At 66.9% G+C, this 21,892-nt stretch carries 20 protein-coding genes; 15 read left to right on the top strand and 5 right to left on the bottom strand.

Annotated elements, in window-relative coordinates:
* Nucleotides 1-2 precede the first annotated feature (2 nt).
* Together JOE41_RS05700 and JOE41_RS05690 are read right to left on the bottom strand one after the other, a co-directional pair.
* Nucleotides 3-806 (bottom strand): ABC transporter substrate-binding protein, encoded by an 804-nt coding sequence (locus tag JOE41_RS05700; RefSeq protein WP_011692963.1) that lies wholly within the window; start codon nt 804-806, stop codon nt 3-5.
* A gap of 391 nt (nt 807-1,197) precedes the next feature.
* Nucleotides 1,198-2,610: an isochorismate synthase MenF gene (locus tag JOE41_RS05690; protein WP_209751357.1), complete on the bottom strand. Its 1,413-nt coding sequence runs from the start codon at nt 2,608-2,610 to the stop codon at nt 1,198-1,200.
* Between the two features lie 130 nt (nt 2,611-2,740).
* On the opposite strand from JOE41_RS05690, the gene JOE41_RS05685 reads away from it, so the two are divergent.
* The 4 genes from JOE41_RS05685 to JOE41_RS05670 all read left to right on the top strand — a co-directional run bounded on the left by JOE41_RS05685 (nt 2,741) and on the right by JOE41_RS05670 (nt 7,210).
* Nucleotides 2,741-3,514, top strand: a complete 774-nt coding sequence (locus JOE41_RS05685) for a demethylmenaquinone methyltransferase (protein ID WP_232223664.1) — start codon at nt 2,741-2,743, stop codon at nt 3,512-3,514.
* Nucleotides 3,515-3,525: 11 nt separating this feature from the next.
* Entirely contained in the window at nt 3,526-4,860 is a 1,335-nt protein-coding gene (locus tag JOE41_RS05680; protein WP_011692960.1) for a geranylgeranyl reductase family protein, read from the top strand.
* Nucleotides 4,861-4,869: 9 nt separating this feature from the next.
* Nucleotides 4,870-5,973, top strand: a complete 1,104-nt coding sequence (locus JOE41_RS05675) for a polyprenyl synthetase family protein (RefSeq protein WP_011692959.1) — start codon at nt 4,870-4,872, stop codon at nt 5,971-5,973.
* A gap of 397 nt (nt 5,974-6,370) precedes the next feature.
* Nucleotides 6,371-7,210 carry a DUF559 domain-containing protein gene (locus JOE41_RS05670; RefSeq protein ID WP_209751355.1) on the top strand — a complete coding sequence of 280 codons (840 nt, stop codon included), beginning with the start codon at nt 6,371-6,373 and terminating at the stop codon, nt 7,208-7,210.
* Nucleotides 7,211-7,344: 134 nt separating this feature from the next.
* On the opposite strand, the gene JOE41_RS05665 is transcribed toward JOE41_RS05670, so the two are convergent.
* Both JOE41_RS05665 and JOE41_RS05660 read right to left on the bottom strand, forming a co-directional pair.
* Nucleotides 7,345-7,770, bottom strand: a complete 426-nt coding sequence (locus JOE41_RS05665) for a hypothetical protein (RefSeq protein ID WP_011692957.1) — start codon at nt 7,768-7,770, stop codon at nt 7,345-7,347.
* 14 nt (nt 7,771-7,784) lie between these two features.
* Complete coding sequence (locus tag JOE41_RS05660) at nt 7,785-8,456, bottom strand: trimeric intracellular cation channel family protein (RefSeq protein WP_209751353.1); 672 nt, start codon at nt 8,454-8,456, stop codon at nt 7,785-7,787.
* 61 nt (nt 8,457-8,517) lie between these two features.
* Here JOE41_RS05660 and JOE41_RS05655 point away from each other — a divergent pair, with 61 nt between their 5' ends.
* The 6 genes from JOE41_RS05655 (at nt 8,518) to JOE41_RS05630 (ending at nt 15,624) form a co-directional block, all read left to right on the top strand.
* A complete protein-coding gene (locus JOE41_RS05655; protein ID WP_209751351.1) occupies nt 8,518-9,477 on the top strand; it encodes a sirohydrochlorin chelatase in 960 nt (319 codons plus the stop codon).
* A gap of 54 nt (nt 9,478-9,531) precedes the next feature.
* Nucleotides 9,532-11,277, top strand: a complete 1,746-nt coding sequence (locus JOE41_RS05650; protein ID WP_209751349.1) for a nitrite/sulfite reductase — start codon at nt 9,532-9,534, stop codon at nt 11,275-11,277.
* Nucleotides 11,274-12,065, top strand: a complete 792-nt coding sequence (locus JOE41_RS05645; protein ID WP_209751348.1) for a phosphoadenylyl-sulfate reductase — start codon at nt 11,274-11,276, stop codon at nt 12,063-12,065. The genes JOE41_RS05650 and JOE41_RS05645 overlap by 4 nt, the downstream gene beginning before the upstream one ends.
* Nucleotides 12,062-13,009, top strand: a complete 948-nt coding sequence (cysD, locus tag JOE41_RS05640) for a sulfate adenylyltransferase subunit CysD (RefSeq protein ID WP_011692952.1) — start codon at nt 12,062-12,064, stop codon at nt 13,007-13,009. The genes JOE41_RS05645 and cysD overlap by 4 nt, the downstream gene beginning before the upstream one ends.
* On the top strand, nt 13,009-14,442 hold the full coding sequence (locus JOE41_RS05635; protein ID WP_245200638.1) for a sulfate adenylyltransferase subunit 1: 1,434 nt from the start codon (nt 13,009-13,011) through the stop codon (nt 14,440-14,442). The genes cysD and JOE41_RS05635 overlap by 1 nt, the downstream gene beginning before the upstream one ends.
* Nucleotides 14,443-14,613: 171 nt before the next feature.
* Nucleotides 14,614-15,624, top strand: coding sequence for a GTP pyrophosphokinase family protein (locus JOE41_RS05630; protein WP_209751346.1), 1,011 nt, complete (start codon nt 14,614-14,616; stop codon nt 15,622-15,624).
* Nucleotides 15,625-15,645: 21 nt separating this feature from the next.
* On the opposite strand, the gene JOE41_RS05625 is transcribed toward JOE41_RS05630, so the two are convergent.
* Nucleotides 15,646-15,972 carry a GYD domain-containing protein gene (locus JOE41_RS05625; protein ID WP_011692950.1) on the bottom strand — a complete coding sequence of 109 codons (327 nt, stop codon included), beginning with the start codon at nt 15,970-15,972 and terminating at the stop codon, nt 15,646-15,648.
* A 195-nt stretch (nt 15,973-16,167) separates the two neighbouring features.
* Here JOE41_RS05625 and JOE41_RS05620 point away from each other — a divergent pair, with 195 nt between their 5' ends.
* From JOE41_RS05620 to JOE41_RS05600, 5 genes are all read left to right on the top strand, one after another.
* Complete coding sequence (locus JOE41_RS05620; RefSeq protein ID WP_209751344.1) at nt 16,168-17,334, top strand: RtcB family protein; 1,167 nt, start codon at nt 16,168-16,170, stop codon at nt 17,332-17,334.
* 36 nt (nt 17,335-17,370) lie between these two features.
* Complete coding sequence (locus JOE41_RS05615; RefSeq protein WP_209751342.1) at nt 17,371-18,684, top strand: aspartate aminotransferase family protein; 1,314 nt, start codon at nt 17,371-17,373, stop codon at nt 18,682-18,684.
* A gap of 94 nt (nt 18,685-18,778) precedes the next feature.
* A complete protein-coding gene (locus tag JOE41_RS05610) occupies nt 18,779-19,936 on the top strand; it encodes an ABC transporter substrate-binding protein (RefSeq protein WP_245200637.1) in 1,158 nt (385 codons plus the stop codon).
* 68 nt (nt 19,937-20,004) lie between these two features.
* A complete protein-coding gene (locus JOE41_RS05605; protein WP_011692946.1) occupies nt 20,005-20,730 on the top strand; it encodes an ABC transporter ATP-binding protein in 726 nt (241 codons plus the stop codon).
* Entirely contained in the window at nt 20,720-21,685 is a 966-nt protein-coding gene (locus tag JOE41_RS05600) for an ABC transporter permease (RefSeq protein ID WP_209751340.1), read from the top strand. The genes JOE41_RS05605 and JOE41_RS05600 overlap by 11 nt, the downstream gene beginning before the upstream one ends.
* Nucleotides 21,686-21,892 lie beyond the last annotated feature (207 nt).

The following is a 21,892-nucleotide window of genomic DNA, read 5'->3' as shown; positions in this document are numbered from 1 at the left end:
TGCTACTTGGCGGCTTCGCCGAACCAGGTGGTCTCGTACTTCTTCAAGGAGCCGTCGTCGGTCAGGCGCTTGAGCGTGGAGTTGACCTGGTCCGCCATGGCGGTGTTGCCCTTTTTGATGGAGATGCCCAGCTTCTCGCCCGTGGCGTAGTTTTCCACGCGCTTGTACTTGGGGTCGTCCTTGATGGCGTAGGCCAGGACGGACTGGTTGCCGAGGGCGGCGTCGATGGTGCCGGCCTGGAGGGCCTGGACCAGGAGTCCGGAATCTTCGAACTGCTGGGCGTCGATGCCCTTTTCCTGCGCGTACTTGGCGCCGGTGGTGGCCTGCTGCACACCCACCTTCTTGCCCTTGGCGCTGTCGATGTCCTTGATGCCGGACGCTTCGCTGGCCACGAGGGTGAGGTCGTCGTCCATGTACGGGTTGGAGAAGTCCATGACGGCCTTGCGGGTATCCGTGATGGAGACCGAGGAGATGGAAACGTCGCAGCCGGTGAGGGCGGTGCCGGTTTCGATGGCCTCGAAGGAGCTGTCCACAACGCTGAGCTCGGCCTTCAGGTCCTTGGCGACCTCGGCGGCGATGTCCATGTCGAAGCCGACAATCTTGCCGTCCTTCTGGAACTCGAACGGCTCGTAGGGGACGTCGGAGCAAACGGTCAGCTTGCCGGCGTTGATGAGCTGGACGCCGCCCGCGGAGGACGCTGCGGGGGTGGAGCTGCCGCCGCAGGCCGTGAGGGACAGGGCGCCGACGGCGAGAATTGCGGCTGCCTTGGCGGCCAGCTTTGCCGTGGCGGAGGACATGGGCTGCATAGTTTCTTACCTTTTGTTGCAGGGGTATGCGTGACTAAAACGGCTTATAGTGTATCGCCGAATAAGAGATGTGCATCACAGAAAACTTAGTTTCACTATTGGATAACTAATATCGAGGCTAGCGCAAGACCCCGCGCCGGAGCATTGTCTGGAATCCCGGACTCTCGGCCCAGGCGGCCCGCTCCGCACTCTCGGCCCAGGCGGCCCGCTCCGCACTCTCCGTCCAGGCGGCCCGCTCCGCACTCTCGGCCCAGGCGGCCCGCTCCGCACTCTCGGCCCAGGCGGCCCGCTCGGCCCAGGTGGCCCGCTCGGCCCAGGCGGCCCGCTCGGCCCGGACGGGCACGCCGCCGGCCACGGACGGGCACGCCGGCCACGCCGGTGGGCCGCGGCTCTAGCTCTTGATGCCCAGCGACTCGAGCATCGGACGGAACTTCGCCCAGGTCTCGGCGAGCTCAGCTTCAGGGTGCGAGCCCTCCACGATGCCGCAGCCGGCGTAGAGCCGCACCGTGTCCGGCGCCTCGACGACGGCGCCGCGCAGCGCGATGCCCCATTCGCCGTTCCCCGCCGCATCCAGCCAGCCCACCGGTCCCGCGTATGGCCCGCGGTCCATGTGCTCCAGCTTGCGGATGAGCGCACCGGCCACGGTGGTGGGCGTTCCGCACACGGCGGCCGTGGGATGGAGCGCGTTGATCAACGCAAGGCACGTGGGCACGTGCCCCTCCACCTCGGTCAGTTCGGCCTTCACGTCCGACGCCAGGTGCCACACGTTTGGCAGCTCCAGGATGAACGGTTCGCTGTGCGCGTTCATGGCCTCGGAAAACGGCGCCAGCTGGGTGGTGAGCGACTGGATCGCGATCTCGTGCTCGTGCCGCTGCTTCTCGGACCCCGCCAGCACGCGCTCGGCGAACTCCAGCGGCGGCCCGTCCATCCCTTCGGCATCGCGCCGGTCAAGGGTTCCGGCCAGGACGCGGGCCTGGGCGGTCCGCCCCTCGACCTGGATCAGCATTTCCGGGGTCGACCCCACCAGGCCGTCCACGCCGTAGGTCCAGCATTCGCGGTAGCGGACGGCCAGCTGGCGCAGGATTTCCGCCGCGTTCACGCCCTCCGGAATCGTGGCCACGATGTCCCGGGCCAGCACCAGCTTCTCCAGCTTGCCGGTCCGGATTTCCTCGACGCCTGCGGCTACCGCTGCCATCCAGTCGTGCTCGCTGAGCGATCCGGTTTCAAGTTTAGGTACGACGTCGGCGCCGGGATCTGCGGTCATGCCGCCGCCGGGATCTGCGGTCATGCCGCCGCCGGGGCGCGCACCCGGTGAAAGCACGACGGCGGTGTCCCGGGGTTCGGTGTCGTATACAGGGTCCACGTCCAGCGGGTCGGTCTCGAGCCAGCGCTGCAGGGCGGCGAGGGCGCCCGCCTCGGTGAGTTCGCCGTCGTCGAACGTTAACTGGGTGAGCCAGGCGCGGCCGTCCCTGACCCCCACAACGATTTCCGGAACAATCAGCCGTGAGCGGTGGGTGGAGACCTTGGAGAAGGCGAAGGAGCCGAAGGCCACCGGACCGGTGCCGGGGCACTCCACGAAGTCGGTGACCTCCGCCTCGAGGACCAGGTGCCGCCACCAGATGTCGGCCTCCAGGAAGCGGTCGGGCCCTGTGGCGGTGAAGCGGGCGATCTCGCCGAAGCCCACCAGCCCGGCCTCGCGGCGGGTCCAGCAGAGGACATCGTCCCGGACCAGAAATGACGGCAGCCCCCCGGAGAATGATCTTCCATCCAGAGGGACTGTCAAGGTGCGGAACGTACTCGTCATGATGAGATAACAGTACTCCCGAGAGCGGCCGGCACCTTGTTGGGGCAAACGCCGCAGTGCAGCTTTCAGCCCACAGCCCAAAGAATCGCCGTGGTTCGTGGGTCCGCCCAACATTTGAGACAATGACATGGTGAACCGAGCATCCTTGGATAAGCGTCCGGACGAAGTAGCCACGATGTTTGACGACGTCGCCCCCAAATACGACGTCGTGAATGATGTCCTGTCCATGGGACAGACGCGCCGCTGGCGCCGGGTGGTCGTCGAAGCGATGGACGTGAAGGCGGGCCAGCGCGTGCTGGACCTCGCTGCCGGAACGGGTACATCCAGCGAGCCCTACGCGGATGCGGGGATCGACGTCATCGCCTGCGATTTCTCCCTGGGGATGCTCAAGGTGGGCAAGCGCCGCCGCCCGGATATCAACTTCATCGCCGGTGACGCCACGCGCCTGCCGTTCGCGGACAACAGCTTCGATGCCACCACCATCTCCTTCGGGCTCCGCAACGTCAACGAGCCCAAGAAGGCCTTGGCCGAAATGCTTCGCGTCACCAAGCCCGGCGGAAAACTCGTCATCGCCGAGTTCTCCCAGCCCGTGGTGCCGCTGTGGCGCACCATGTACACCGAATACCTCATGCGCGCCTTGCCGGCCATTGCCGTGAAGGTCTCCTCCAACCCGGACGCCTACGTCTACCTCGCCGAGTCCATCCGCGCGTGGCCGGACCAGGACCACCTGGCCGGCTGGCTGCAGGAATCCGGCTGGGAAAAGGTCACCTACCGCAACCTCAGCGGCGGCATCGTGGCCGTCCACCGCGCGCACAAGCCCCTGTCCGGCAGCGCCGCGGCCATCGCCAACCACACCGGCCCCGTGGCCAAGCTCCGCCGCAACATCACCCGGCCCGCGGGCTAGCCGAAACTGCCGTGAACGTACTGATCGTCGGCGCCGGCCCTGCAGGGTCCACTGCCGCCTACTACCTCGCCAAGGCCGGCATCCCCGTTACGGTGCTGGAAAAAACCAGGTTCCCGCGCGAAAAGGTCTGCGGCGACGGCCTCACTCCGCGTGCCGTCCGCGAGATCCAAAAGCTTGGCCTGCCGCATTCCGAAGAGGGTGGCTGGCGGCGCAACAAGGGCCTTCGGCTGATCGCCGGCGGCCGCACCATCGAGCTGCCCTGGCCGGAAGTCTCCGATTTCCCCACTTACGGCCTGATCCGCACGCGCCTCGGCTTCGACGAGGAGCTGGCCCGGCACGCCGAGGCCGCCGGTGCCACCATTCTCGAAGGCCACAGCGTCACCGAAGCCCTCCGCGCGCCGGACGGCCGTGTCATCGGTGCCCGCGCCGCCCTGCTGGACGAGTCCGGACGCAAGACGGGGGAGACGCGCGACTTCCATGCCGACGTCGTCCTCGCAGCAGACGGAAATTCGTCCCGGACTGCCGTGTCAGTCGGTATCCAGAAGCGCGATGACCGCCCGCTCGGCGTCGCCGTTCGCACCTACTTCCGGAGCCCCCGCCACGACGACGACTGGATGGAGGGCTGGCTGGAACTTCCCGGCCGCGACGGCGGACTGCTCCCCGGCTACGGCTGGGTCTTCGGCGTGGGTGACGGCACCTCCAACGTTGGCCTGGGCATCCTGAACTCCTCCAAGGAATTCGGCAGGCTCGACTACAAGCAGGTCCTCCGCGAATGGACCGCCGGCATGCCCGCCGAATGGGGCTTCACGCCGGAAAACCAGGTGGGCGAGATCCGCGGCGCCGCGCTGCCCATGGGCTTCAACCGCACCCCGCATTACTACCCGGGCCTGCTGCTCCTGGGCGACGCCGGCGGCATGGTGTCCCCGTTCAACGGCGAGGGCATCTCCTACGCCATGGAATCCGCCCGCTTTGCGGCCGAATACATCATCGACGCCAACACCTGGCAGAGCCGCTACGCCAAGTGGACGCACGACGACGCCGACCTCCACTTCAAGGGGTACGCGGACTATGTGCGCGGCCAGTGGGGGAGCCACTTCACCCTGGGCCGCGCGTTCGCCTCGGTGATCGGCAAGCCGTCCGTGATGAAGCTCGCGCTCCGCACCGGCATGCCGTTGCCCGCACTCATGAAGTTCGTAGTCCGGCTGATGGCCAACGTCACGGATGAATCAGCCAAGGGATTCGAGGACAGGGTGATCAGGCTTCTGGAGGCCCTGGTGCCTGCCACCTCCAACACCTCCCTGTCCCCGTCCAGCTACACATCCGCGGTTTCCGCAACAAAAAGTTAGGGTTAACCCGTGACGAACTCTGCCAAGCACAGCTGGACCCACGCCGGACACGGCCTGCCGGACGCCAGGGAGCCCGAGCCCAACACCACCGCCATCGCCACGGGACTCCAGCTGCCGGCAGGTTTCGCGGCCATCGCGGACGACCCCGAGCTGGGCCCCGCCATCACCACCAATCTTGCCCGGGTGGAAAAGAAGCTCCGCGAGGCCATCGCCAACTCCGATCCGCTGGCCGATGCAACGTCGCGTCACCTGGTGGAAGCCGGCGGAAAGCGGATCCGCCCGCTGCTGGCCCTGCTCTGCGCCCACCTCGGGGACGCCTCGCGTCCGGCCGTGGTGCAGGCTGCAGTGGTGGTTGAGCTGACCCACCTCGCCACGCTGTACCACGACGACGTCATGGACTCGGCCCCGTTCCGCCGCGGCGCCCCCACCGCGCACGAGGTCTGGGGCAACTCGGTGGCCGTGCTCACCGGGGACCTGATTTTCGCCCGCGCATCCATCCTGGTGTCCGAGCTCGGCTCCCGCGCGCTGGGTATCCAGGCCCGCACGTTCGAGCGGCTCTGCCTGGGCCAGCTGCATGAAACCGTGGGTCCCCGCCCCGACGAGGACCCCGTGGAGCACTACCTGTCCGTCATCGCGGACAAGACCGGCTCCCTGGTGGCCGCTTCCGGCCAGCTCGGTGCCATCTTCGCCGGCGCTGATGAAGCCTACGAGCCGCTCCTGGTGGAGTACGGCGAGAAGATCGGCGTAGCCTTCCAGCTGGCCGACGACGTCATCGACGTCACCGGCATCAAGGTCAAGTCCGGCAAGTCCCCCGGAACGGATTTGCGTGAAGGCGTGCCCACCCTGCCGGTGCTGCTCCTCCGCAACGCAGCAGCCGATGGTGACCAGTCCGCCGTCGAACTCCTCAAACTGATCGACGGCGACCTCTCCTCGGACGAGGCACTTGCCGCCGCCGTGGCGGGCCTGCGCGACCACCGGGTCACCGCGGAGTCGTGGGTCGTGGCCCGTGCCTGGGCCGATGAAGCCATCGCAGCACTGGCGCCGCTGCCCGAAGGCGTGGTCAAGTCCTCGCTCACCAGCTTTGCGCTGGCCGTGGTGGACCGCGCGAGCTAGTTTTTGGCCGCCCTCGGGCGGCCGCAGTAAGGATGTAAAGTCCTGCTTAGACGGAACGGCCCCGGTTCTTTGCAGCAATACGAGTCATACGCTGCATCGAACCGGGGCCGTTTCTCCGTTCGCATCAGATCCACCGGAGGCATTTAGTGGATCCGAGAAATAGTCTATGACAGCTTTGTCATAAACGCGAGCCGGTGTGTTAATCGGCATGTCACAGTTCCTTGGCCGGTCTTTGATGTCGGGGCTCGTCCGTCGTGGGGCACATTGAGCCCTGGGAAGGGCCTTCCAGGGCTGGGGAGTCGGCGTGTCCGTGTCGAAGTGCCCCGGGGCGGACGGGTTGTCCACATGACGCAGCCCGGGTCTGCCCACCCCGCCGGCCAAGGGGCAGCTTGGGAACATGGACATCGAGACCTTCCTCCGTGCCCGGTCCGGCGTAACAAAGGCGTCGGCGCTCCGCGCGGCGGGATTTACGCACACTGCCCGGGACAAAGCACTGGCAGCGGGGCGCATTGTGCGGATCCGACGGGGCATCTACAGCCTGCCCGCGGAGGCCGGGGCAGTTGGGATGGCGCTAAACCACAACGCCCTGCTGACGTGTCTCTCGGCCGCGCCCACTTACGCGCTATGGACCGTGCTTGATGCTGGGACCGTGCACCTTTCCCTCTCGCACAAAAGGACGCCGCCAGGAACGCTTGCGCACGGCAGATGTGTCCATCCGCGGCACCCATGGCTGCCTGTCGCAGGCCTGGCCGACGTACTGATTCACGCGCTGCGCTGCCTGCCTGAGGTGGAATCGCTGGTCATGGTCCAGTGCGCAGCCCAAAGAGGAGACATCACCGTGGAATTCCTGCGCCGTAAGCTTCCCGGAAACCGCAATGCCCGCGCCCGGGCCGTCCTGGACAGTGTGATCCCTAGGGCGGACTCCATCCTTGAGGTCCTGGCCAACTACCACTTCCGGAGGGCGGGGCTGCATGTCCGCAGGCATGTGGAGCTGCCGGGCGTCGGCGAGGTGGACTTCCTCGTTGAGGACTGCCTGGTGGTGGAAACCGACGGCGGTTCGCATCTGGAGCCGCGCCAGGCCAAGAAGGATCGGAAGCGCAACAATGCCACCGTCATCGGCGGACGCCTGGGGCTCAGGTTCGGCTATGACGACGTCGTCAATCACCCCGAGCGGATGGTCGCCGAGGTGGTGGCGGTACTGGAGCTACGCCGGCGGGGAGCTTTCGGCTCGAGGTGACTGCCGCCGTCGTACTTTGACCGCCGTCGTGGGGCACATTGGGCGAAGGAACCGCGGAACCGGTCTCAGCCCGCGGCGTGTCCGTGTCGAAGTGCCCCGTTTAGGCCGGGGAGCCGCCGAAGCCCATGAGGACCCTAGTCCTCTTCGTCGTTGAACGCCCACTCGAACATGTCGAACACGAACTCGGAGAACGTGCCTTCTTCGCTCTTCCACTGGCCGCGGGCGTTGTTGCGGCGGTACACAATGGGATCCGGGACGCCAAGATCGCCCACGCGGAAACCCCAGGTGAACTGTTCTTCCTCGTCCTCAAGGAACATGAGGAAGCCTTCGTCGTCGACTTCCAGTTCCTCGGGGTCCCAGAAGTAGTGGTACGCCTCCATGAGGTCCTCGCAGCCACCCAGTGCCTGATAGAACTCCCGGAGCACCAACGGGATCTGGAACTGGTGTTCGGAAAGGGCTTCGTCGAGTTCCTCGGGGGACAGCCCGTCCTCTTCCTGCCATTCGTCTTCGAGATACTTCGGAACAAGCGCGCGGAACTTCTCGAGGAACATGTCAGTCATGGTTCTTATCCTAGCTAATCCTTGGCCCCGCCATCCGCCGTGTCCAGGCCCAGCCGGTGCCACCCCCGGACGGCCAGCGGAACGTACCAGGAACGGCGCCAGGCCGTCACCCGGAAGGCGAATACGACGGCGGCAACGGCGCCGGCCGTGAGCGCGTTGAAGGAACCCGAAACCCACAGGATGGTGGTGAGGGCTGCCCCGGTGAACGCGGGGAGGGCATAGAGGTCCTTGGGGTCGAAGAGCTGGGGCACCTCATTGGCAGTGATGTCGCGCAGGAGGCCGCCGCCCACCGCCGTCGTGACCCCCAGCAGCACCGCCGCCACCGGGTTCATCCCGGCAGTCAGGGCCTTGAGCGTGCCGGTGATGCAGAACAGCGCCAGGCCGCCGGCGTCGAAAAGGATGAGCAGCGACGTGTAGCGCTGGACGCTGGAAAACAGGAAGTACACCAGCACGGTGGCCAGCAGCGGGGGAGCCAGGTAGGCCGGGTTGGTGAACGCCGCGGGAGGTCCGCTGTTGAGGATGATGTCGCGGATGACGCCGCCGCCCAGGGACACCAGGGAGGCCAGGAGAAGGGACCCGAGGATGTCGAACTGCTTCCGCGCCGCCAGCAGTGATCCGGAGACCGCGAAGAAGAAGATGCCGGCCAGATCCAGCCAGACCTGAACGGCGTCGAATGAGATGGTCAATGGGCGTCCCGGTCAAGGTGGAAGGGGCGGATGGGGCTGCTCCAACGTTACGCTAGCCCCTATGAATAGCCCCATCATGATCGCCTGTGCCCACGGAACGTCCAGCCCGCTGGGCGGGGCCGAGGTCAACGGCCTGCGCGCCGAGATTAGCGCCCTGCGCCCCGGCCTTGACGTCCGGGAAGCCTACGTGGATGTCCAGGACCCGGACCTGGTGGACGTTATGGCCGGACTGCCGGAAGGGGAGCAGGCCGTCATCGTCCCGCTGCTGCTCAGTGTTGGCTTCCACACCAAGGTGGACATCGCGAAGGCGGCGCGCAGCAGGGAAGGTTCTACTGCCTCCGAACCGCTGGGCCCGGACCCGCGGCTGGCGGAGATCCTCGACCAGCGGCTGCGCGAGGCCGGCGCCACCGAGCACGACGCCGTGGTGCTGGCCGCCGCCGGATCCACCAATCCCAAGGCCGCGGTCAGCGTCGAAGAGCTCGCCGAACACCTCCGGGCGCTGCGGGGCAACAGGATCGTTCCCGCCTACGGTGCGGCAGCCAAACCGTCAGTGCCCGACGCCGTCGCCTCCCTCCGTGCCGAATACCCCGGGGAAGGGCAGGGGAGGGTCATCATCGCCTCCTATCTCCTGGCCCACGGGTTCTTCCACGACCAGCTTGCCAAGGCAGGAGCGGACGTCGTCACGGAACCGCTGTTGCCATCCCGGCTAATGGCGGAGATCGCGCTTGACCGCTACGACGCCGCCGTGGCCCGAGGCCGCGAAGCCGCAGCCGAAAGCGCGGCAGGCGAAGCCGCAGCCGAAAGCGCGGCTGCTGCGCCTACCAGCGCGCCTACCGCTGCGCCTGCCAGCGCGCCTGCCAGTGCGCCCGCCAGCGCGCCCGCCAGCGCGCCCGCCGCTGCGCCTGCCGCTGCGCCTGCAAAGACCCCGTCACCAGCCCCCGAAGCCACCCCGAACCATGCACAGCCCAAGGGCTTCTTCAAGGCTTTCCGGCGATTCATGACGAAATATTTCCCTAGGTGACCTCGCGTTTCTGACCCTTTGTGACGGCTTTCCGGTGGCACCTACAGTCGATGCATGACTGATATAGCTCTAGCCGGAGCGTCCGCGGACTCCGCTGCCCCCAAGCGACCCGCACGCGCCAACCGACCGGCAGCGAAGCCGCACGGCCAGTGGAAGGTTGACGGCACCACCCCGCTCAACGCCAACGAAACCTGGAAGCAGGAGGACGACGGCCTCAACGTCCGTGAGCGTATCGAGTCCATCTACTCCAAGGACGGCTTCGACTCCATCCCCGGCCAGGACCTGCACGGCCGCTTCCGGTGGTGGGGCCTCTACACGCAGCGCAAGCCCGGGATCGACGGCGGCAAGACCGCTACGCTGGAGCCGCACGAGCTTGAGGACAAGTACTTCATGCTCCGGGTAAGGATCGACGGCGGTGCGCTCACGACCGAGCAGCTGCGCGTGATCGGCAACATCTCCGTGGACTTCGCCCGGGATTCGGCCGACCTCACCGACCGCCAGAACATCCAGCTGCACTGGATCCGCGTGGAGGATATCCCCGAGATCTGGAACCGGCTGGAAGGCGTGGGCCTGTCCACCACCGAAGCCTGCGGCGACGTCCCCCGCGTCATCCTCGGTTCGCCCGTGGCCGGCATCGCGAAGGACGAGATCATCGACCCCACGCCCCTGATCGAAGAGCTGGGGGAGCGGTTCATCGGCAACCCGCTGCTGTCCAACCTGCCGCGCAAGTACAAGACCGCCATCACCGGCCACCCCAGCCAGGACGTGGTGCACGAGATCAACGACTTTGCCCTGGTGGGCGTCAAACACCCCGAACTCGGCATCGGCTATGACCTCTGGGCCGGCGGCGCACTGTCCACCAACCCGATGCTCGGCAAGCGCCTGGGCGCCTTCGTCACGCCTGAGCAGGCAGCCGACGTGTGGCTCGGCGTCACCAGCATCTTCCGTGACTACGGGTACCGCCGGATGCGCACCAAGGCACGCCTGAAGTTCCTGATGGCCGACTGGGGCCCGGAGAAGTTCCGCCAGATCCTCGAGGACGAATACCTTGGCTACAAGCTGGCCGACGGTCCCGCGGCACCCAAGCCGTCCACCCCGGGCGACCACGTGGGCGTGCACGAACAGAAGGACGGCAAGTTCTTCATCGGCGCCACCCCGATTGCGGGCCGCCTCTCCGGCGCACAGCTGGTGAAGCTGGCAGACACCCTCGAAGCCCGCGGTTCCTACCGCCTGCGCACCACTCCGCACCAGAAGCTGGTTGTGCTGGACGTCCCCAAGGACGAGGTTGAACCGCTGGTGGCCGAGCTCGACGCCCTGGGCCTCTCCGCCCGGCCGTCCGTGTTCCGCCGCGGCACCATCGCCTGCACCGGCATCGAATACTGCAAGCTGGCCATCGTGGAAACCAAGGTCACCGCCGCAACCGCCGTGGCCGAGCTGGAACGCCGACTCGCCGACCTCGTCGAGAGCGGCCAACTGCCGCAGGCCCTGTCGCTGCACATCAACGGCTGCCCCAACTCCTGCGCCCGCATCCAGACCGCGGACATCGGACTCAAGGGCATGATGCTGCCAACGCCCGACGGCGATCCCAGCCCCGGCTTCCAGGTCCACCTGGGCGGCGGGCTGGCTTCCCACGAGCGCGAAGAAGCAGGCCTCGGACGTACCGTCCGCGGTTTGAAGGTCTACGTAGAGGACCTGCCCGACTACGTGGAACGCGTGGTCCGGAAGTTCGTGGCGGAGCACGCCGAAGGCCAGACCTTCGCCGAATGGGCCCACGCGGCCGATGAGGAGGACCTCCAGTGAGTAAGCACGCCCTTGGGGTAGACCCCGTGGTTGCACCGGCTGAGGCCGCCGCGCAGGTTGAGGAGACGGTGGCGACCGCCGCTCCCAAGCTCCGCGGCAAGGAAGAGCTCAAGGCCATCGCCGAAGCCGGTGCCGCCGAGCTCGGGTGGGACGCGCCCGCCCGCGATGTCATCGCCTGGGTGGAGCGGAACTTCGAGCTGCCCGCCGTCGCCGTCGCCTGCTCCATGGCCGACGCCGTCCTGCCGGCACTCGTGGCTGACCAGCTTCCCGGCGTCGACGTCCTGTTCCTGGAGACGGGATACCACTTCCCGGAGACCTACGCCACGCGCGACGAGGTGGCCGCGAACCTCCGCGTCAACGTGGTGGACGTGCTTCCTGAGAACACCGTGGAGCAGCAGGACCGGCTCCTGGGCAAGGACCTGTTCGCCCGCGACGCCGCCCAGTGCTGCGCCCTCCGCAAGGTGGCCCCGCTGCGCCGCACCCTGGCCGGCTACGAACTGTGGTTCACCGGCGTGCGCCGCGACGAAGCCCCCACGCGCACCAACACCCCGCTGATCACCTGGGACGAGGCCAACGGCCTGGTCAAGGTCAACCCGGTGGCAGCGTGGAGCTTCGACCAGCTGGTGCAGTACTCCGACGACAACCTCCTTCCCGTCAACCCGCTGCTTTCACAGGGCTACCCGTCCATTGGCTGCCAGCCCTGCACACGCAAGGTAGCGCCCGGCGATGACCCCCGCGCCGGCCGCTGGGCAGGAACCGACAAGACAGAATGCGGACTACACGTATGAGCACTTTCCTAACTGAGGAGCCCACCCAGGTGACTGACGCTGCTGCCTCCACGCGCCTCTCCAGCCTGGACACCCTTGAGTCCGAGGCCATCCACATCATCCGCGAAGTCGTGGCCGAGTTCGAGAAGCCTGCGCTGCTGTTCTCCGGCGGCAAGGACTCCGTGGTGATGCTGCACCTTGCCACCAAGGCGTTCTGGCCGGGCAAGGTCCCCTTCCCCGTGCTGCACGTGGACACCGGCCACAACTTTCCCGAGGTCATCGACTTCCGCGACCGCACGGTCGAACGCCTGGGCCTGAAGCTGGTTGTCGGCTCCGTGCAGGAGTTCATCGACAGCGGCGAACTGGCCGAGCGTGCCGACGGCACCCGCAACCCGCTGCAGACCGTCCCGCTGTTGGACGCGATCCAGCGCAACAAGTTCGACGCCGTCTTCGGCGGCGGCCGCCGCGACGAGGACAAGGCCCGCGCCAAGGAGCGCATCCTGAGCCTCCGCGACGAATTCGGCCAGTGGGACCCGCGCAACCAGCGCCCCGAGCTCTGGAACCTGTACAACGGCCGCCACACCGTGGGCCAGCACGTCCGCGCGTTCCCCATCAGCAACTGGACCGAGCTGGATGTGTGGCGCTACATCGAGCGCGAAAACATTGAACTGCCCGGCCTGTACTACGCCCACGACCGCGAGGTCTTTGCCCGCGACGGCATGTGGCGCGCCGTGGGCGAGGTCTCCCAGCCCCGCCCCGACGAGGAAGTCATCACCAAGACCGTCCGCTACCGGACCGTCGGCGACATGTCCTGCACCGGCGCCGTTGAGTCGGCCGCCGCCACGGTGCGCGACGTCGTCATTGAAGTTGCCGCCTCCACCATCACCGAACGTGGCGCCACCCGTGCGGATGACCGCATCTCCGAGGCAGCCATGGAAGACCGCAAGAAGGATGGCTATTTCTAATGAGCACCGAAATCGATACAGCCCGCGCGGCCGCCCTTCTTGACGAGGCCCCCCTCGCGCACGCGTCGCTGTTCCGCTTCGCCACCGCAGGATCGGTCGACGACGGCAAGTCCACTTTGGTGGGCCGCCTCCTGCACGACTCCAAGGCAATCCTCGCCGACCAGCTCGACGCCGTCGCCCGCACCTCCGCGGACCGCGGATTCGGCGGCGCCGGGGCCACCGGCACGAAAGCGATCGACCTCGCCCTCCTGACCGACGGCCTGCGTGCCGAGCGCGAGCAGGGCATCACCATCGACGTTGCCTACCGCTACTTCGCCACCGACCGCCGCAGCTTCATCCTGGCCGACTGCCCCGGGCACGTGCAGTACACCAAGAACACGGTGACCGGCGCGTCCACCGCGGATGCCGTCGTCGTACTCATTGACGCCCGCAAGGGTGTCCTGGAGCAGACCCGCCGGCACCTCTCCGTGCTGCAGCTGCTGCGCGTGGCCCACGTGATCGTGGCCGTGAACAAGATCGACCTGGTGGACTTCAGCGAGAACGTGTTCCGCGAGATCGAAGCCGACGTGCAGAAGGTTGGCCGCGAACTGGGCCTCGGAGCCGATGGCATCACCGACCTGCTGGTGGTTCCGGTTTCCGCGCTCGACGGCGACAACGTGGTGGAGCGCTCGGAGCGCACCCCCTGGTACACGGGCCCGGCACTGCTCGAAGTCCTCGAAACCCTTCCTGCCGCGGACGAACTGGAAAGCCACCTGGAGAGCTTCCGTTTCCCGGTGCAGCTCGTCATCCGGCCGCAGGGCGCGCTGGCTCCCGACGCGGTTGCCGGCGGACTCGACGTCGAGAAATACCGTGACTACCGTGCCTACGCCGGGCAGATTACCGAAGGCTCGGTGAAGGTGGGGGACAAGGTCAGCGTGCTGACCCCCGGCCAGGACCCGCGCACCACCACGGTGACGGGCATCGACTTCGCGGGCGCCGAGCTCACCGAAGCCGTGGCACCGCAGTCGGTGGCAATCCGCCTCGCTGACGAATTCGATGTGGCTCGCGGTGACACGATCGCCGCCGCAGGCACCGTCCGTGAAGCCTCCGCCGACCTCTACGCCGCGCTTTGCTGGCTGTCCCCGAAGCCGCTCCGCGAGGGCGCCAAGGTGCTGGTCAAGCACGGCACGCGCACCGTGCAGGCGCTGGTCCGCAGCGTCAGCGGGAAACTGGACCTCGCCACCTTCAAGCTTGAGGGCGCGTCCAGCCTGGAGCTCAACGACATCGGCCACGCGCAGCTCCGGCTCGCCGCCCCGCTGCCGCTGGAAAACTACCTCCACCACCGCCGTACCGGCGCGTTCCTGGTGATCGATCCGCTCGACGGCAACACCCTGGCCGCCGGCCTGGTCAACGACCACCCGGGCGACCACGAGGACGAGCGCTACAGCATCTGATCCCTGCACTACGAAACCGCGGCTTGTTCGCAGATCCGGACCTTCACCGACCGGTTCGGCGAACAGGCCGCGGTTTTTTCGGTAGCACCTGAAGATCCGGCAGTAGCTGAAAGCGGCCGGCTTGGATACCCTGCTGGTAGATGCGCTGCGCGATGATCTGAGGGGGACCGGTTGGAAGATCATGAGTCAGTTGTAGCCAGCTCCCTGGAGCAATACAGTGCGCTGCTGCCCCGGCTGAATGCGGCATCGGACGCCATCGGGCACGCCATCCGTGCCCGGCTCCGCGACGACGGCCTCAACCATCACACCGTCCAGGCCCGGGTCAAGGATCCCGGCTCGGTCAAAGGAAAGCTGGACCGGCTCACCGCCGATGGCAGATTCAAGTATGAACGTGGACTCGAACAGCTCGACGACCTCATCGGCGTCAGGGTCATCATGTTCCTGGAGCCCGATATTGCCGACGTTGCAACAGCCCTGAAGGGGCAATTCAGCTGCCGCGAGGACGACGACAAAACGAGCTCCCAGCGGCGGAACGGCCAGATCGGCTACGCCGGCCGGCACCTGATCCTGGAAGTCCCTGCCGAGAACGTTCCCGTGGGCTGCCAGACGTTCATCGGGGAGCGCTTCGAGGTCCAGATCCGGACTGTGCTGCAGCACGCGTGGGCCGCCTTCGAACATGACATCCGCTACAAGGGCCTGGCCGAGGCCAACGCGGAAGTGGACCGCGCGTTCACCATGGCGTCAACCCTGATCGAACTCGCGGACGCCCAGTTCTCCGCCATCAACGACATCGTCAAGCGCCGCCAGGCCGAAAGCACAGCCGAGTTCGCGGCGAACCCTGCCGCTACCGAGCTCACCGGGGACATCCTCCAGGACATGCTCGCCCGGTTGCTGTCCGAACACCCCAGGAGCCAGGCCCGGCAATACGGCTGGCTGGGGGACCTGCTGGCGGCAAACGGCGTGCGGACCGTGGCCGACGCCGAGGAACTCTTCGGTGCCGCCGACTGGTCCGGCGTGGCCAAGCGGATGGACTACAAATTCCCCGCCGGCCACGTCCGCATTGCCGACGACTTCCTGCTGAAGACGTGGGGCGTGGACTACATTGCGCGCACCAAATCCTTGGGGGACGACCCCAAACGGGAAGCGAAGCTGACGTACCGGCTGGAGCGCATGCAGGACTGAGGCCCTTTATGGATCCATTCCTCAGGTGCCGGGACGCCGGTACTTGATTTGATCGGCCTTGCGAAGCGCCTCCAGTGTTTCGTCGACGCTCAGGAGCACCGTCGTTTCGAATGAGCTGAGTGCGCCGCCTCCGCTGATCGCGAGTGCAACCGCGGCCATGGACACGTTGTCCGGTGCCTCCCACAAGTTATAGCCGTCGTGCGAGCCGAAGGCGTACCAGAAGCCGTGGAGCTTGCCGCCGACGGATTCGATGTAGGTCTGGGCGGCCTTCCTGCGGTCCTCGGGATTGCTGATTAGTTTGGCCCAGGTGTCCGGTGTGTAGCTGAACCTCGACAGGTAGAGCGGCATCGCCTCGTCCTTTCCTCTTGGTGGGGCTGGTGGCCCGGTGACTGGTGGTCGTTGTGCCGGTGGCGCCGGTCCAGCAAGGATGGCAGTCCGCCGCCCGGTCAGCAATGGCTGCCGGGTTCCGCATGGCTGCCGCGGGGTGTTGACACGGCAGCCCTGGGGCCTTACTTTCGCCCTATCCCGGCGGGAGGGCAGATCGTGGAACGCATCAACAGCCGGCTCATCAACTGGGCTTCCATCCTGGACGCCGAGACGCGGGAGCAGGCCGTCAGAACGTCCCGGCTGCCCTTCATTTATCCGCATCTGGCGCTGATGCCGGACGCCCATCTGGGAAAGGGCGCCACGGTGGGGTCCGTCATTCCCACCCTGGGCGCAGTGATTCCGGCGGCGGTGGGCGTGGACATCGGCTGCGGCATGATTGCAGTCAGGACGCAGTACTTCCTCACGGATCTGCCGCCGGACCGGAAACGGCTGCGGGAGGCCATTGAACGCGTTATCCCGCTGTCGGCCGGACACAACAACCGCAGGATCACCGCCACGGCCGAACCGCGAATCGCCGAGCTGGGGAGGCTGGCCGCCAAGGCCAGGTTTGATCCGGGCCAGTACGTAGCGAAGTGGGAGCTCCAGCTTGGCTCGCTCGGATCAGGCAACCATTTCATAGAGGTCTGCGCGGACGAGACGGATGCCATTTGGTTGTTCCTGCACTCCGGCTCCCGAGGTATTGGCAACAAGATCGCGCAGCACCATATCAGCGTCGCGCAGCGCATGACGCGGGAGAAACGGATCGCGCTTCCCGACGACGACCTCGCCTACCTGGAAGAGGGCACGGCCGAGTTCAGCCGGTACATCGACGAGCTGCACTGGGCCCAGCGGTTCGCCCTGCTGAACCGTGAGGAAATGATGGACCGCGTGATCAGCCAGTTCGGCACCTGGACAGGCGGAACGGTTCAGGAACGGGAACGGATCAACTGCCACCACAACTTCACCCGCAGGGAAACCCATTACGGGAAGGCGGTGTGGGTTTCGCGCAAGGGAGCCATCCGGGCCGAGACAGGGGACCCGGGCCTGATCCCGGGGTCCATGGGCACAGCCTCGTATGTGGTGGCCGGCCGTGGCAACCGCATGTCGCTGAATTCCTCGCCGCATGGTGCGGGCCGCGAGTATTCGCGCACAGCGGCGCGAAAGGCGTTCTCCCTGGCCGAGCTGAAGAAGGCGATGCACGGGATTGAGTTTCGTGCCTCGGAGGCCTTCATCGACGAGATTCCCGCGGCGTACAAGCCCATTGACGTCGTCATGCGCGATGCGGAGGACCTGGTGAAGGTCCGCCACAGGCTGCGGCAGCTCGTCAACGTCAAAGGCGACTGAACCTGGTCAGTCCAAAGAATAGAAACGGAGGATGTCATGAATCTCGACGATCTGGTCTTCCACCCCTGGGTAGTGCAGGGGCCGCGCGACGTTCCTACCTTGGTGGGTGGCTCCGGAAGCTATGTCACCGACGTCAACGGACGGCGCTACCTGGACTTCAGTTCGCAACTGGTTTTCACCAACCTTGGCCACCAACATCCGCGCATCGTTGCCGCGATCAAGGAGCAGGCAGACCGCCTGTGCACGCTCGCACCCGGCAATGCGTCCGATATCCGGGGCGAGGCGGCGCGGCTGATTGTGGAGGTCGCGCCCAAGGGCCTGGGACACGTGCTCTTCACCACCGGCGGAACGGAAGCCATCGAGCATGCGGTCCGGATGTCGCGCCTGTACACAGGACGGCCGAAAGTGCTCGCCGCCTACCGCTCATACCATGGCTCGACGGCGGCCTCCATCCACCTCACCGGGGACCCGCGCCGCTGGGCCTCGGACACCGGGGCGGCAGCCGCCGTCCACTTCTTCGGTCCCTTCCTGTACCGGACGGCGTTCGGGTCGCGGACCCCGGAGGAGGAGTCCGAACGGGCGCTCGCACATCTCGAGCAGGTAATCCTCCTGGAGGGCCCGTCGACCATCGCCGGCCTGGTCCTGGAGTCCGTGACCGGCAGCTCGGGCGTCATCGTGCCACCGCCCGGCTACCTGCGCGGGGTCCGTGACCTGTGCACCCGCCACGGCATCGTCTATATCGCCGACGAAGTGATGGTCGGCTTCGGGCGCACGGGAGCCTGGTTCGGGGTCGAGCACGGCGGCGTGGCTCCCGACCTGATGGCGTTTGCGAAGGGCGTGAACTCCGGGTACGTGCCGCTGGGCGGCGTGCTGGTGGGGGACGCGATCTATGAGATGTTCACCGAGCGCCCGTACCCGGCGGGCCTGACGTACAGCGGACATCCGCTCGCCTGCGCGGCTGCCGTCGGCGCCATCAGGGCAATGCACGAGGAAGACACGGTTGCGGCAGCCGCCCGCCTCGGGGCGGACGTCCTGGGGCCGGGGCTCCGGGCGCTCGCAGACAAGCACGAGTCAGTCGGGGACGTGCGCGGCATCGGCGGACTCTGGTCCCTCGAACTGGTCCGCAACCGGCTGACCAAAGAGCCGCTCGTCCCGGCCGGAGCCACCGGCACGGCGAACGCGCCGATGGTCTCCGTCGTCAAGGCCTGCCGGGAACGGGGCCTGCTGCCGCTGGTCCAGGGCAACCGCGTCCACGTCGCCCCTCCGCTCAACGTGAACGACTCCGACGCCGCCGCGGGGCTGGCCATCCTGGATGAGGCCCTGGCGGCAGCAGACACCTACGTGGCCTGAGCCTGGGACGTCCGAATATGACGCTAGATGAACCTGCGTGACCCCCCGTTTCCGCGTCATTGAACGGGTTTATGTCACTCCCTATGGTGAAACAATGACAAGTCCCCAGCCCGGAATGATCCGCATCGTGGCAGGAGAGAGCAACAACCCGAAGCGCAAGCGCGCCGTGGAGGTCCTGGTTGCCCTCGGCCTGGTGCTGCTTATTGCCGCCGGTGCCGTGGTGGCGTCAACCCTTTCCCGTGATTCCTCAGCCCAGGCAGCCGCCCCCGCGCCTGCCGCGGAGTTGAAGCTTGGCTTCTTCGGCAACGTCACGCACGCCCCGGCGCTGGTGGGGGTGAAGGAAGGTTTCATTGCCGGGAGCCTGGGCGGGACGAAGCTGAGCACGCAGGTGTTCAATGCCGGTCCGGCCGCGATCGAGGCGCTGAACGCCGGCGCGATCGACGCCACGTATATCGGACCGAACCCGGCGATCAACTCCTTCGTGAAGAGCCGGGGCGAGTCCGTGAGCATCATTGCCGGCGCCGCGGCGGGCGGCGCCCAGCTGGTGGTGAAGCCGGAGATCGGCTCGGCCGCGGCTCTGAGGGGCAAGACCCTGTCTACGCCGCAGCTGGGCGGGACCCAGGACGTGGCGCTGCGCGCCTGGCTCGCCGGGCAGGGGTACAAGACGAACACGGACGGCAGCGGGGATGTGGCGATCAACCCGACCGAGAACGCGCAGACGCTGAAGCTGTTCCAGGACGGCAAGCTCGACGGCGCGTGGCTGCCGGAACCGTGGGCGTCCCGGCTGGTGTTGCAGGCCGGCGCGAAGGTCCTGGTGGACGAGAAGGATTTGTGGGACGGGTCGCTGACGGGCAAGCCGGGCGAGTTCCCCACCACCATCCTGATCGTGAACAAGAAGTTCGCCGCTGACCACCCGGACACCGTCAAAGCCCTGCTGAAGGGCCACGCCGAGTCCGTGGCCTGGCTCAACTCCGCGGCCGCCGCGGAAAAGGCGGGCGTGCTGAATGCCGCGCTGAAGGAATTCGGAAGCGCCGAACTCCCGGCCGACGTCATTGAGCGGTCCCTGAAGAACATTGTCTTCACCGTGGATCCGCTGGCCGGAACCTACAAAAAGCTGCTTGAGGACGGGGTGAAGGCCGGCACCACCAAGCAGGCGGACGTCAACGGCATCTTCGACCTCACCGCCCTGAACAGCGTCACCGCCGAAACAGGCGGCAGCAAGGTCTCCGCCGCCGGACTCGGCAACGACTAAGCGGCCGCACCACCCTAAGCACCTCCTCCTAGCACCGTCTCCAGACCCCTCAACGTAAGGACAGGACCATGCCAGTCGTACTGGAAAACCTGGGCAAACGCTTCGGCGACGGCGCCCCGGTGCTGGACGACGTCAACGCCAGCATCGCGCAAGGCGAGTTCGTCGCCCTCCTCGGCGCCTCCGGCTGCGGCAAGTCAACCCTGCTGAACATCATGGCGGGACTGGAGCTCCCGACGTCGGGCGCCCTTGAGGTACCCAGCGACGGCGCAGCCTTTATGTTCCAGGACGCCGCCCTCTTCCCCTGGCTGACGGCCCGGGAAAACATCGAACTCGCCCTGAAGCTGCGAGGCGTGGGCAAGGCCGGGCGGCGCACCAAGGCCAACGAACTCCTGGACCTGGTCCACCTGGGCGGAGCCGGCGACAAGCGTCCGCACGAACTCTCCGGCGGCATGCGCCAGCGCGTCTCGCTGGCCCGTTCGCTGGCCCAGGACCGGCAGTTGCTGCTCATGGACGAGCCGTTCGCCGCCCTGGACGCCATCACCCGCGACCTCCTCCACGACGAACTGGAACGGATCTGGAAGGAAACCGGCCGCACTATCGTCTTTGTGACGCACAACGTCCGCGAAGCCGTCCGGCTGGGCCAGCGGGTGCTCCTGCTGTCCTCCCGCCCCGGCCGGGTGGTCCAGGAATGGAACGTCACCGAGGAACACCGTACCGACGCCGGTCTTGCCGGACAGCTGACCGGGGTCATCACCGCCCGGCTGCGAGAGGAGATCCGCCGCCATGCCAAGTAACCCAACGCCCTTGGCCGAAGCCCCCGTTAACGGCGAGGCATCCAGCGCTGCACCCGAAACCCGCAAGGTGCACGCTGCCTTGACGCGTTCCTCCACCGGCAACGAGGACCTGCGCGAGCTGGAATCCGGACTAGATTCCCTACAGTCGGACGCAGCCCGTGCGGCGCGCGTCGACTGGAGCCGCGTCCTGCTCCCGGTGGCCGCGCTCGTGGTGCTCGTCCTGGCGTGGCAGTTCTACGTTTCGCTCGGCCTGAAACGGCGCGACCTGGTGCCAGGACCGCTGGACGTGCTCGGCCAGTTCGGCACCCTGTGGGCCGACGGTTCACTGCAGGAAGCCGTCTGGACGTCGCTGCAGCGCGGAATCGTCGGCTTCCTGATCAGCGTGGTCATTGCCACGCCGATCGGACTCCTGCTGGCACAGGTGGCCCCGCTGCGCCGCGCCTTCGGTCCGCTCATCTCCGGGCTGCAGGTGCTGCCGTCCGTGGCCTGGGTGCCCGCAGCCATCATCTGGTTCGGCCTCACCGATGCCACGGTGTACTTCGTGGTGTTCATGGGCGCCATCCCGTCCATCATCAACGGCCTGATTTCCGGTGTGGACCAGATCCCGCCGCAGTACCGCAGCGTGGGCACGGTGCTGGGCGCCAACCGGCTGCAGATGGCCCTCCAGATCGTCCTTCCTGCGGCCTTGCCGGGCTATCTGAGTGGCTTGAAGCAGGGGTGGGCTTTCTCCTGGCGGTCCCTCATGGCCGCGGAAATCATTGCGGTTGGCGGCACGATCGGCTTCGGCTTGGGCTCCATGCTGAACCAGGGCCGTGACCTGGCGGACATGACCATCGTGATGTCGGCCATCCTGCTGATCCTGGCCGTCGGCATCCTGATCGAACTGCTGGTGTTCGCACCGATTGAAAAGCGACTCCTCCGCCGCCGGGGCCTCCTTGCCGGCAGCACCCGCTAGGGTCGGCCGCACACGCAACAGCAGAGCCCGACGGCGAGTCCCGCCGTCGGGCTCTGCTGTTTCTGTCTCGGTGAGGTGCGCCGGCGGCCTAAATGGGGCACTTCGACACGGACACGCCGCGACTTGAGCCTCCTGCGGGCCGAACCGGCGTCAAAGTGCCCCACGACGGCGGCGACGCGCGCCACCGACTGCGCGAGGGGAGTCTGG

Source organism: Arthrobacter sp. PvP103, from assembly GCF_017833075.1.
Lineage (GTDB): Bacteria > Actinomycetota > Actinomycetes > Actinomycetales > Micrococcaceae > Arthrobacter.
Note: the sequence above shows the minus strand (reverse complement) of the source record. Positions and strands in the feature narration are given on the sequence as shown.